The sequence below is a fragment of the Enterococcus sp. AZ077 genome, from assembly GCF_051714965.1.
Classification (GTDB): domain Bacteria; phylum Bacillota; class Bacilli; order Lactobacillales; family Enterococcaceae; genus Enterococcus_B; species Enterococcus_B hirae.
Genome location: NZ_JBIOSX010000001.1, coordinates 1,936,905 through 1,949,238, shown reverse-complemented (window position 1 = coordinate 1,949,238; position 12,334 = coordinate 1,936,905). Strand labels below are relative to the sequence as shown.

Below are 12,334 nucleotides of genomic sequence, written 5' to 3'. Positions count from 1 at the left end.
GGGTATGAATGCAATGATCAAACGTATCGAAAAAATGAAACCGTTTTTTGAGAAAATTTCTAATAATTCTTATTTAAGAGCAATTAGGGATGGTTTTATCAGTCTTATCCCTGTCATTCTTTTTTCAAGCTTTTTTTTATTGGTAGCATATGTTCCCAACGCATTCAATTTTCATTGGGGAGAAGAAATAGAATCCATTCTAATGAAAGCGTATAACGGGTCCATGGGGATATTAGGGATCTTAATGGCTGCTACAGTGACCAAGAGTTTGACAGAAAACTTTAATACTAAATTGCCAAAAACGAATCAAATCAATAGTACTTCAACCATGATCGCTGCTTTTATTGGTTTCTTGATTGTTGGGGTTGATTCGTTAGAAGGTGAATTTGCTTCTGATTACATGGGGACCAAAGGATTGATGACAGCGTTCATTGTTGGTTTTATTGTTCCTAATATCTATCGATTCTGTGTTAGCAAGAATTTGACAGTGAAAATGCCAGAGGAAGTTCCTGGTAATATCTCACAGACATTTAAGGATTTGATCCCGATTACACTGTCGACCGTCTTTTTTTGGGGATTTGATTTGGGTTTTCGTAACCTTGTCGGTAGTGGGTTTTCAGAAAAATTGATTGAACTGTTCCAACCAATTTTCTCAGCGGCCGATGGCTATTTTGGGTTAGCACTCATTTTTGGGGCAATGGCGTTTTTCTGGTTTGTCGGTATCCACGGTCCCTCTATTGTTGAGCCAGCTGTTGCTGCCATCTACATAACAAATGTAGAGATGAATTTTCAACTGTTTCAAAGTGGGGAACATGCACCGAAAATTTTATCTCAAGGCTTACAATACTTTGTTGCCACACTAGGTGGGACGGGTGCGACATTGGTCATTACGTTGATGTTTGCTTTTCTAGCAAAGTCAAAGCAGTTAAAAACAATGGGACGTGCCTCAGCGATTCCCGTTTTGTTTGGTGTGAATGAACCCATGCTGTTTGGTGCACCAATCGTATTGAATCCTATCTTTTTTATTCCTTTTATTCTTGCACCGATCCTCAATGTCTGGATCTTTAAATTTTTTGTTGAGGTGTTAGATATGAATGGATTCATCTACAATCTGCCATGGACAACTCCTGGACCAGTAGGGTTGATCTTAGGGACAGGTTTTGCTGGACTATCGATCGTTTTGATGATTGTTTTATTAACTGTTGATTTTGCGATTTACTATCCATTTTTCAAAGCCTATGACAATGAATTATTAGTGAAAGAAAAAGAAATAGGGCACGGGGATCAGTTGGAAAGTACAACTGTCAAATCAGCAGTCGTTTCACCGGCATTTGCTAAACAAAAGAATGATCAGACTAATGTTCTTGTACTTTGTGCCAATGGAGCAACTAGTTCGATGTTAGCCAATGCAATTAAAAAGGGTGCGAAGGAATTGAGTATCGGTGTGGATGCGACGGCAATGGCTTATGGGCAACATAAAGATCAGATTGGCGAGTTTGACTTGATTATCTTAGCTCCGCAAATGGCTTCGATGCTTGAGGAACTGAGAGAAAGTGCGAAGGACCATAAAACACAAACTGTTTCTACTACGGGAATCGAGTACGTCAAACTTGCAAAAGCACCTACTGATGCGGTCAACTTTGTTTTTGAAAATCTAACATGATGTGGAGGATGCGATGAATAAATTTCCAGAACATTTTATTTTTGGAGCGGCAACGGCCGCTTATCAAGCTGAGGGTGCCCTTTCAATAGGAAACCGTGGGAAAAATTATTGGGATGATTACCTTAAAAAGACAGGGACGTTTGACCCTAGTCAAGCAAGTGATTTCTATAATCGTTATGCAGAAGACTTACAAGCATGTCATCAGTTTGGCATCAATGGCATTCGGATTTCGATTGCCTGGTCTAGGATCTTTCCTAGTGGGAGAGAGAAGGTCGATCCGATCGGTGTCCAATTTTATCATCGTTTGATCGATTCTTGTATCAAAAATGGAGTCACGCCGTTTGTGACTTTGCACCATTTTGATACACCAGAGAAGCAATTTAAAGATGGTGATTGGTTGTCTGCAAATATGGTGGATGATTATGTTGACTTTGCGCAATTTTGTTTTGAAGAATACGGGGACAAAGTGAAACATTGGATCACGATCAATGAACCCTGGTCAGTGGTTGCCGGTCAATACATCATCGGTCATTTTCCGCCGAACAATCAATATGAGCTGGGTAAAGCGATCCAATCGATGCACAACATGATGGTTGCCCACGCTCGCGTAGTCAAAAAATACAAGGAAGCTAATTACCAAGGTGAGATCGGGATCGTTCATATTTTAGAATCAAAGTACGGGATAACTGATCAGAGAGAAGATAGCCTGTCAGCGAAGAAAGAACATATCTTGGCGAATCAATTTCTATTGGATGCGACGTTTAAAGGGGAATACTCAGCAGAAACGATGCGTGTGATCAATGAGATCTTATCTGCAAATGGGGCGCAGCTTGAACTCAAAATAGAAGATTTTGATCATCTAAAAGAAGCAGCAAAAATGATTGATTTTTTAGGAGTCAATTATTATGCGAGTCATTTTTTAAAAGGCTATACAGGAACATCAAAAATCCAACATAACGGAACTGGTGAAAAAGGAAGTAGTATCTTTGCCTTGCAAGGTGTAGGAGAAAGGGTAACAAATCCTGTAATCCCAACGACTGACTGGGATTGGCCGATCTATCCACAAGGGTTGGAAGATATGCTTCTCTTGATCAAACAGAATTATCCGAACTATGGAAAAATTTATGTAACAGAAAATGGTTTAGGGAGTAAGGATCATTTTGAAGCGGGACAAATCAATGATGAGGAGCGGATCGATTATGTTCGTCTTCATCTAGCCGCTATTTTACGGGCGATCGACCAAGGTGTGAGAATTGAGGGATACTTTATTTGGTCGTTGATGGATATGTTTTCTTGGACGAATGGTTACAATAAACGTTATGGATTATTTTACGTAGATTTTGATACGCAGCAACGATTTCCTAAAAAGAGTGCTTATTGGTACCAAAAAATCAGCAAAGAAAAAGTATTGGATCAACCGATTAAAAATGAAACTAGCGAGAAATGAGAAAACTAAACAGGAGGAAAAATGAGTATGCGAGTAGTCATTGGTGCGGATAGCGACGGAATGGAATTAAAAGAATGGTTAAAAGATAAGCTCGTGCAAGAGGGATTTGAAGTAGAAGATAAAAGTATTCAACCAGCAGAAGATTTTATTGCATCTACATTAGCTATCACAACAGATTTAAAAGAACACCCGGAAAGTCTAGGGATCGCTATTGATGGTTATGGTGCAGGGAGCTTTATGGTCGCAACAAAAATAAAAGGAATCGTGGCAGCTGAAGTGTCGGATGAAAGAAGTGCTTATATGACTAGAGATCATAATGATGCCCGAATGATTACCTTAGGCGCAGCGATTGTTGGTAAAGAGCTTGCGTTAAATATCGTTAAGGGATTTTTGACCGCATCTTATAGTGGTGGTCGTCATCAGATTCGTGTAGATATGTTAAATGAAATGGGTTAAGAAAGGAGCAGATAATGAGAATAGCAATTGGATGTGACCACATCGTAACAGATACAAAAATAGCAGTTGCGGATTTTTTGAAATCAAAAGGGCATGAAGTAGTGGATGTAGGGACCTATGATTTTACCCGCACACATTACCCGATATATGGGAAAAAAATTGGAGAAGCAGTAGTTAAAAAAGAAGTTGATTTAGGCGTATGTTTATGTGGAACAGGTGTCGGGATTACCAATGCAGTCAATAAAGTACCTGGAGTAAGAGGTGCGTTGGTTCGTGATATGACCAGTGCCATCTATGCAAAAGAGCAACTAAATGCGAACGTCATTGGTTTTGGTGCCAGAATCACAGGAGAATTTTTGATTTGTGATGTCATCGAAGCCTTTATTCAGGCAGAATATCAAGAAACAGATAAAAACAAACAGTTGATCGAAAAAATCAACCAGTGTGAAAGCACAAATGCTTCGCAAGAGAAGCCGGAATTTTTTGCAAAATTTCTTAAAAAATGGGAAATGGGCGAATACGAAGACTAAAAAGGAGCGTGACATAGAAGCAATGGATGGAAAAATGAAACATTTAAAAAAACTCTGGAATAAAGAACAAATCTTTGCCGCTTTAGCAATTGATCAACGAGGTGCATTACGTAAAATGCTTACCAAAGCAAAAGGAGAAGAAGCAAGTGCTAAAGAGCTGGAAGAATTTAAGATGATCGTGTCTTCGCAACTAACAAAAGATGCGTCAGCGATTTTGTTAGACCCAGAGTATGGCTTGCCTGCAGCGAAAGCGAAAGCGCAAGAAGCTGGCTTACTTCTTGCCTATGAAAAAACGGGATATGATAGTACCGTTCCTGGAAGACTTCCTGATCTTTTACCTACTTGTTCAGTTAAGAATCTAAAAGAGGCAGGTGCAGATGCTTGTAAATTCTTACTTTATTATGATGTTGATGAAAGTGACGAAATCAATGAGCGAAAACAGGTATTTATCGAACGGATCGGCTCAGAATGTCAGGCAGAAAATTTACCATTCTTTTTAGAATTAGTTTCATATGATCAAAACATTTCTGATAGTCAATCAAAAGAATATGCGATGAAAAAACCTGGCAAAGTCATAAAAATGATGGAGAAGTTTTCTGAAGAGCGATTCAATGTCGATGTCTTGAAAGTGGAAGTTCCTGTCAACATGCAATATGTAGAAGGATATAGTCAAACAGATTTCGTACATACGAAAGAAGAAGCAGCGAAATTTTTCCAAGAACAAGCTGCTGCTACCCATTTGCCTTATATCTTTTTAAGTGCCGGTGTCGAAGCAGAATTATTTTATGAAACACTACGTTTTGCCAAGGCAGCAGGATCGACCTTCAATGGGGTTCTTTGTGGTCGGGCAACGTGGAGTGCTGGGGTAGAAACTTTTGTCAAACACGGAAAAGAAGCGGCAATGACGTGGATGAACGAAGAAGGAAGTAAAAAAATCCAACAACTCAACCAAGTGCTGCAAGAAACTGCAACACCAGTAGCGTTATAAAAAAGGCTATGAATACCATTTGTTCGGAGGGTAACAACGGGTATAAACGTAGCGGTAAGCTTTATAATAGAATGAACATTTTTTGAAACGCTTCTTCTATTTTTATAATGGAGAAAAATAGACAAGAATAAATAATCAAGAGATATAAAGATAGTGTAAAGAAACGATTTAAAGTTTCACACTATCTTTATATCTTTTTTTGTATGATCAAATCATAAAGGAGAGAGGAAAAATGATGATTATATTTGGTTTGATTAGTGCTTTATTAATGATTTATCTTTTCTGGTTTTTATTTAAGGGGGAAGAGTTATGAGTAGTATCATTTATCAAGGATTGTTTTTTTTATTTGTGTTACTAATTCTAGCGTTACCTCTTGGGTGGTATATTAAACAAATCATGCAAAATAACATACCTAAAGGCGTACGATTTTTGCAACCCGTTGAAAAACTATTTTATAAAATAATCGGACCAGTCAGTCAGAAAGAAATGACGGCGAAACGCTACATTTTTAGTGTATTGTCATTAAGCCTTTTTTCGCTCATTTTACTGATTGGTCTGTTAATGACACAAGAATGGTTGCCGGGAGGGAATACAGTTAAAAATCTTTCTTTCCCATTAGCCCTCAATACGGCAGTTAGCTTTGTAACGAATACTAATTGGCAAGCCTATGCTGGGGAAACTACCTTATCGAATTTTTCGCAAATGTTTGGCTTAACAGTTCAAAATTTTGTATCTGCAGGTGTTGGTTTAGCAGTTTTGATTGCCTTATTAAGAGGTTTGACTCAAGTGAAAAATAAACGGCTAGGGAATTTTTGGCAAGATTTAACCAGAGGTCTAGTCTATATCTTATTGCCGCTTTCCATCGTTTTAGCTATCTTATTGATCTCTCAAGGAACGATCCAAACGTTTCAATCAGGGCTAGCTTATCAAGGATTAGAAGGAAAAGATTTGTGGTTGTATCTAGGACCAGTAGCAAGCCAAGTAGCTATCAAGCAGTTAGGAACGAACGGTGGTGGTTTTTTTGGAGCAAATTCAGCTTATCCTTTTGAGAATCCAACGATTTTAGCGAATTTTTTGGAAAATATTGCCATTTTGCTTATTCCTGCTGCATTGATTTTTACACTAGGTTTTTGGGTAAAAGAATGGAAACAAGGGCGGACGATCTTGATCGTTGCAACCACTTTTGTTCTATTAGCGTTTATCGGGGTAACAGTTAGTGAATATTATGGACCAAACTTTATTCAAGTGTTAGGTTCGGCCAACATGGAAGGAAAAGAAGTTCGTTTCGGTGTAGGATGGTCAAGTTTATGGGCTGTCAGCACGACTGCTGCTTCTAATGGTTCGGTCAATGCGATGCTAGATAGTTTTACGCCATTAGGTGGAGCGATCCCACTCTTTTTGATGCAATTAGGAGAGATTATTTTTGGTGGGATTGGTAGTGGATTATACGGCATGCTTGCTTTTCTTTTGTTAGCCGTTTTTATTGCTGGTTTATTAGTTGGTCGTACGCCCGAATATTTAGGGAAAAAAATTGAAGCGTTTGACATCAAGATGGCTAGTTTAGTTATTTTGACTCCTTTAATGTTGACCCTCTTTGGAGCTATGGCCTTGATCAGCCACAGTGAAGTCTTCACTTGGTTAACTAATGAAGGACCTCATGGATTTAGTGAATTATTATATGGTGCAACTTCCTTAGCGAATAATAATGGGAGTTCATTTGGAGGTCTATTAGCAGATACGCCGTTTATTAACTATTTAGGCAGTTTCTTGATGCTGCTGTCCAGATATCTACCGATCGTTGCGATTTTATTCCTAGCAGAAAATATGGGGAATAAGAAAAAAGCAGCGTTGAGTCCAGGGACATTATCAACCGTCAGTCCAACGTTTGTTACGATGTTGATTATTGTCATTTTAGTGATCGGCGCCTTGAGTTTCTTACCAGCATTAGCCTTAGGACCAATTGCTGAGTATTTTACAGTAAAGTGAGTGAGAAAAATGAAAAAAATCTATTTATGGGCTGTGGGTCAATCGTTCAAGAAGTTGGACCCACGACAGCAATTAAGAAATCCAGTCATGTTTGTTGTCTATTTAGGCGCGATTTTGACAACCATTTTGTGTTTTTACCCGATGGATGTACCATTATGGTTTAGTCTTGCGATTACGGTTTTCTTATGGTTGACTCTATTATTTGCCAATTTTGCTGAAGCCGTTGCTGAAGGTCGTGGGAAGGCACAAGCGGATAGTTTGAAGCAAGCGAAGAAAGAAGTAATGACCTATAAGATCACCTGTTTAGAAGATGTGCAAGAAAAAAACTTTATTGAGATCCGTTCTTCTGATTTGAAAAAAGGCGATCTGGTTTATGTCCAGGCAGGTGAACAAATCCCAGCAGACGGGGACGTTATTGAAGGGGCTGCCTCCGTCGATGAAAGTGCCATTACTGGAGAATCAGCACCAGTCATTCGGGAATCCGGAGGGGATCGAAGCGCTGTGACAGGAGGAACGACAGTCGTCTCTGATTATTTAGTGATACGGGTCACTTCCGAAAACGGGCAATCATTTTTAGATAAAATGATTGCGATGGTGGAAGGCACCCAACGAAAAAAAACACCCAATGAAATCGGACTGCAAATCTTTTTGATCACTTTGACGATCATTTTCTTAACAGTTTCGATTACGCTGATCCCGTTTACTCACTTTAGTAGTCTGCTGGCAGGAAAAGGTGGCCCGCTTTCTTTAATCATTGTGATTGCGTTATTGATTTGTTTAGCACCCACGACAATTGGTGCGTTGATCTCTTCGATCGGTATTGCTGGTATGAGTCGATTGACAAAAGAAAATGTCATTGCCATGAGTGGTCGAGCAATCGAAGCGGCAGGAGACGTCGATGTCTTATTATTGGATAAAACTGGAACGATTACGCTGGGCAATCGACGTGCAAGTGAATTTTTACCAGTTCATCAAGTGAGTGAACGAGAACTGGCGGATGCTGCCCAACTTTCCTCTTTGGCAGATGAAACAGCGGAAGGCAGAAGCATTGTGATTTTAGCCAAAGAACGATTCAATCTACGGGAACGTGAATTTCAGCAATCTGAGGTGAAATTTATTGATTTTAGTGCCAAAACAAGAATGAGCGGGATCGATTATCGCGGGGACGAAATTCGTAAAGGTGCGGCTGACACTATGAAAAAATACGTGGAAGCAAATGGACATACCTATCCTGAAGAATGCGATCAATTAGTGGCTCAAATCGCACGTGCAGGGGGAACCCCATTAGTAGTTGTCAAAAATTACCAAGTTTTAGGTGTTGTTTATCTCAAAGACATTGTAAAAAATGGTGTGAAAGAAAAATTTGCAGATATGCGGAAAATGGGGATCAAAACGATCATGATCACAGGGGATAATCCTTTGACGGCTGCAGCGATTGCGGCAGAAGCGGGCGTTGATGATTTTTTGGCAGAAGCAACACCAGAAAACAAAATGGAATTAATCCGTGAGTACCAAGAAAAAGGTCACCTTGTAGCAATGACGGGTGATGGAACGAATGATGCTCCGGCATTAGCACAAGCTGATGTAGCGATGGCAATGAATACAGGAACCCAGGCTGCCAAAGAAGCAGGGAACATGATCGACTTAGATTCAAGTCCTACGAAACTCCTGCAAGTAGTTCAAATCGGCAAACAACTATTGATGACTCGTGGAGCGTTAACGACCTTTAGTATTGCCAATGATGTTGCTAAATATTTTGCGGTGATCCCAGTCTTGTTCTATAGCATCTATCCACAATTAGATCAATTGAACATCATGGGACTTAGTACGCCTTTAACAGCTATTTTATCTGCGGTCATTTATAACGCGGTGGTGATTGTGGCATTGATCCCATTAGCGTTGAAAGGTGTTGCTTACCAGGAAAAACCAGCTAGTCAAATCCTGCGACATAATCTACTTGTCTATGGATTAGGAGGTGTCATTGTACCATTTATTTTTATCAAACTGATTGATGTCATTTTATCATTCGTGATTTTGTAAAGGAGAAAAGTGATGCGAAAAACAGTTATGGGAAGTATTCGTTTTTTATTGTTAAGTTTACTTGTTTTCGGAGGGGGGTATACATTACTAGTTACCGGGGTCGGTCAACTATTTTTCAATGAACAAGCTAATGGCAGTCAAGTTACCAATGATGGGAAAGTCATAGGTTCGAAGTTGATTGGGCAACCTTTTGAATCAACTCGCTATTTTTCTGGACGGAATGAAAAAGTTAGCCAACTGTCACCGGTATCCAAGGAACAGGCTTCACGTGTGGAACAGAGAACGAAAAAACAGCTTCAAGAAAATCCAGATCAAAAAGAAGTTCCGGTGGATCTAGTGACTGCTTCGGCAAGTGGTGTAGACCCAGATATCAGTGTGGAAGCAGCCAATTTTCAAGTGCCAAAAATCGCTCAAGAGCGAGGTCTTAAAGAAGCGGATATCTATGCTATAATAGAAAAAAACAGCCATAAGGATTGGTTTTCAGATCGCAAATACGTTAATGTATTACAATTGAATCTTTCGTTAGATCAGATGTCTGATTCATAATCGGTTCTAGCCATTTTCTTGATTGGTTTTAGCCAATCGGAAAATGGCTCAGACTTACATAAAGGATAAGTTGGAGGGGGAAAGGATGTCGTTATCGAGTGTATCAGAAGATTTTATGCAAAGACAGCAAGGGAAGAAAGGTAAATTAAGAGTATTCTTTGGTTTTGCGGCTGGTGTCGGGAAAACGTATGCGATGCTCTTAGAAGCTAGAGAATTATTTGCCTTAGGTAAAGATGTCGTGATTGGCTATATTGAGCCTCATGATCGACCAGAAACGAATCAACTACTCGAAGGTATGCCTCAGATCCCACCTAAAGAAATCAATTACAAATCAATCACTTTATTTGAACCTGATATTGATCGCTTGATCAAGCGAAAGCCAGAAGTAGTTTTGATCGATGAATTAGCGCACACCAATGCGCATGGATCAAGAAATAAGAAACGTTACCAAGACGTGGCAGAGTTACTGAATGCTGGAATCAACGTTTTTACAACGATTAATGTGCAACATATCGAAAGTTTGAATGATGTTGTTGTTAATGTAACAGGTGTGGAAGTAAAAGAAACCGTACCAGACACTTTCTTTCAACAAGCATCTTTGAAAGTGATCGATGTTGAGCCGGAAGAATTGATCTTACGGTTAGAAGAAGGAAAGATCTATACCAACGAAAATGCAAAACGAGCCTTAAAAAATTTTTTTACCCCACAAAAGTTGAACCATCTGAGAGGTTTAGCGATCCAAAGAGCTTCCGATCATATTAATCAAGTCAGTAGTCAAACCAATCGAATCCAAAGCAAGTTGTTGACTATTGTTAATGACGATTTTCCTAAAATGGCAGAAAAGTGTATTCGTTGGACTGCAAGATTGGCGCAAGGCTTAGGTGCGCAATGGGTCGTGATTCAGATTCGTTCACATGAAGACACGCCGACAAACTTACCACTTGCTGACAAACTTGGTGGAGAAGTGATCAGTATGGAAGAAGAAGGAAGCTTTGAAACGATCGTTGAATACGCTAAAATGACTGGTATCACAGATATCATCATGGGAAAGAATCTACGACAACCATGGTATGAACGATTATTTTTAGAATCGTTTGAAAACCGATTGCTGAAGCGATTGAATGATACAGAGATCCATTTGATCCCATTTCAAGAAACTAGACCGTCCTTTTTATTTCATACAAGAAAAATCATTGAAGGCGGCGGGAAAGATCTAGGGTATGCATTAGGTGCTGTTTTTTGTGCCACTTTAATTACTGAGTTGATGCAGTATTTGAACGTCGGTGATCAAAATCTGATGTTGATCTATCTCTTTTTCGTCTTATTAGTCGCTCGGATGACTTCCGGTTATTTTTGGAGCGCTTTAGCATCAATCCTTAGTGTACTATCGTTCAATTGGTTTTTTGTTGAGCCACTTTATTCATTGACAGTCTATAAACAAGGCTATCCGTTCACTCTTTTGATCATGTTTTTAGTTGCTCTGATGATTAGTAACTTAATGGTGCGGTTAAAAAAACAAGCAGTTTATTCTATGGAAAAAGAGCATCAAATGGAAATTCTTTATGAATTGAATAAACAATATGTGTTGGCACAAGATCAACAACAAATTTTTGATATTACTGCGACGTATCTTTCACGTTTGTTAGATCGAGAAGTGGTTCTCTTTGATTCTGAAGGACAAGTGAAAAGTGTGCATCGTGTCGATCGGAAAAAATCAAGACTTAACATCAGTGAAGAAATTGCAGTAGCTGTTTGGACAGCAAAAAATCAACAGGAAGCAGGAAATGGAACCGATACCCTCGGAGGAGCAAAAGGATTCTATTTACCGATCCTTACTAATGGAAAAGTCGTAGCTGTTTTAGGAATGGAACGAAGTCATTCCCACGACCTACAAAACGATCAACTAAACTATTTAAAGTTGCTCATTACACAACTGGCAACGATTCTGGAACAAAATCAATTGAAAAATGAGAAAGAGCAAATCGAACTTGAGAATGAACGAGAAAGAGTCCGCAGCAATTTGCTCCGAGCGGTCTCGCATGATTTGCGGACACCATTAACGGCAATTTCAGGGATTGCGGAGACGTTAAACAATGAAAAAAGTGTGTCGAAAGAAACCCAACAAAAATTATTGCAAGATATTCAAGATGAGTCCCAATGGTTGATTCGGATGGTGGAAAATTTATTATCGATTACACGGATCAATATGAATACAATGAAAGTGAATAAATCAGCGGAACCGATTGAAGAAATTATCGAAGCTGTGTATAGTCATTTGAAAAAAGTGTATCCAGATAGCCAATTAGATGTCGTATTACCAGAAAACATGCTATTCATCCAAGCAGATCCTATTTTAATTGAACAAGCTTTGTTCAATTTGATTGAGAATGCTTTGAGACACGGTGAAAAACAGCAACCTGTACGATTGACTGTGAGCCAAAATGGAGAAGAAACGAGAATTGAGATTAGAAATAAGGGTGAGATTCCTATCGAACAATTTCAAAAAATCCAAAATAATCTGACTCAACCAAATGAGGTGCCTGTTGATTCTAAAAACGGATTGGGAATTGGGTTAAGTATTGTCAACACGATCATTCGTGCTCATAACGGACAAATGGAGATGATTGCCGATAATGGGGAAACGATTGTCCGAATCTATTTAAAGTAAGGAGTTTTTT

At 39.1% G+C, this 12,334-nt stretch carries 9 protein-coding genes; all 9 read left to right on the top strand.

Translation table 11 applies throughout. From position 1 onward, the window contains the following. Nucleotides 1-4 precede the first annotated feature (4 nt). The 9 genes from IGL28_RS09050 to IGL28_RS09010 all read left to right on the top strand — a co-directional run bounded on the left by IGL28_RS09050 (nt 5) and on the right by IGL28_RS09010 (nt 12,324). Nucleotides 5-1,663 (top strand): PTS transporter subunit EIIC, encoded by a 1,659-nt coding sequence (locus tag IGL28_RS09050; RefSeq protein WP_081127951.1) that lies wholly within the window; start codon nt 5-7, stop codon nt 1,661-1,663. Nucleotides 1,664-1,676: 13 nt separating this feature from the next. After that, nucleotides 1,677-3,110 (top strand): 6-phospho-beta-galactosidase, encoded by a 1,434-nt coding sequence (gene lacG, locus IGL28_RS09045; RefSeq protein WP_063627353.1) that lies wholly within the window; start codon nt 1,677-1,679, stop codon nt 3,108-3,110. Nucleotides 3,111-3,137: 27 nt separating this feature from the next. Then, nucleotides 3,138-3,566: a galactose-6-phosphate isomerase subunit LacA gene (gene lacA, locus IGL28_RS09040; RefSeq protein WP_010718450.1), complete on the top strand. Its 429-nt coding sequence runs from the start codon at nt 3,138-3,140 to the stop codon at nt 3,564-3,566. Between the two features lie 14 nt (nt 3,567-3,580). Then, nucleotides 3,581-4,096 (top strand): galactose-6-phosphate isomerase subunit LacB, encoded by a 516-nt coding sequence (gene lacB / locus IGL28_RS09035; protein ID WP_063627351.1) that lies wholly within the window; start codon nt 3,581-3,583, stop codon nt 4,094-4,096. A 34-nt stretch (nt 4,097-4,130) separates the two neighbouring features. After that, nucleotides 4,131-5,084 carry a tagatose-bisphosphate aldolase gene (lacD, locus tag IGL28_RS09030; protein ID WP_232088589.1) on the top strand — a complete coding sequence of 318 codons (954 nt, stop codon included), beginning with the start codon at nt 4,131-4,133 and terminating at the stop codon, nt 5,082-5,084. 309 nt (nt 5,085-5,393) lie between these two features. After that, a complete protein-coding gene (kdpA, locus tag IGL28_RS09025; protein WP_096708909.1) occupies nt 5,394-7,070 on the top strand; it encodes a potassium-transporting ATPase subunit KdpA in 1,677 nt (558 codons plus the stop codon). Between the two features lie 9 nt (nt 7,071-7,079). Beyond that, complete coding sequence (gene kdpB, locus IGL28_RS09020; protein WP_438843952.1) at nt 7,080-9,110, top strand: potassium-transporting ATPase subunit KdpB; 2,031 nt, start codon at nt 7,080-7,082, stop codon at nt 9,108-9,110. 12 nt (nt 9,111-9,122) lie between these two features. Continuing rightward, a complete protein-coding gene (locus IGL28_RS09015) occupies nt 9,123-9,656 on the top strand; it encodes a potassium-transporting ATPase subunit C (protein ID WP_081127949.1) in 534 nt (177 codons plus the stop codon). An 85-nt stretch (nt 9,657-9,741) separates the two neighbouring features. Continuing rightward, on the top strand, nt 9,742-12,324 hold the full coding sequence (locus tag IGL28_RS09010; RefSeq protein WP_274456562.1) for a sensor histidine kinase: 2,583 nt from the start codon (nt 9,742-9,744) through the stop codon (nt 12,322-12,324). The last annotated feature ends 10 nt before the right edge of the window (nt 12,325-12,334 follow it).

What these genes read in the sequence shown, in the direction of transcription:
- IGL28_RS09050 (WP_081127951.1), top strand. Translation starts at nt 5, where the DNA reads ATGAATGCAATGATCAAACGTATCGAAAAAATGAAACCGTTTTTTGAG.
- lacG (WP_063627353.1), top strand. Translation starts at nt 1,677, where the DNA reads ATGAATAAATTTCCAGAACATTTTATTTTTGGAGCGGCAACGGCCGCT.
- lacA (WP_010718450.1), top strand. Translation starts at nt 3,138, where the DNA reads ATGCGAGTAGTCATTGGTGCGGATAGCGACGGAATGGAATTAAAAGAA.
- lacB (WP_063627351.1), top strand. Translation starts at nt 3,581, where the DNA reads ATGAGAATAGCAATTGGATGTGACCACATCGTAACAGATACAAAAATA.
- lacD (WP_232088589.1), top strand. Translation starts at nt 4,131, where the DNA reads ATGAAACATTTAAAAAAACTCTGGAATAAAGAACAAATCTTTGCCGCT.
- kdpA (WP_096708909.1), top strand. Translation starts at nt 5,394, where the DNA reads ATGAGTAGTATCATTTATCAAGGATTGTTTTTTTTATTTGTGTTACTA.
- kdpB (WP_438843952.1), top strand. Translation starts at nt 7,080, where the DNA reads ATGAAAAAAATCTATTTATGGGCTGTGGGTCAATCGTTCAAGAAGTTG.
- IGL28_RS09015 (WP_081127949.1), top strand. Translation starts at nt 9,123, where the DNA reads ATGCGAAAAACAGTTATGGGAAGTATTCGTTTTTTATTGTTAAGTTTA.
- IGL28_RS09010 (WP_274456562.1), top strand. Translation starts at nt 9,742, where the DNA reads ATGTCGTTATCGAGTGTATCAGAAGATTTTATGCAAAGACAGCAAGGG.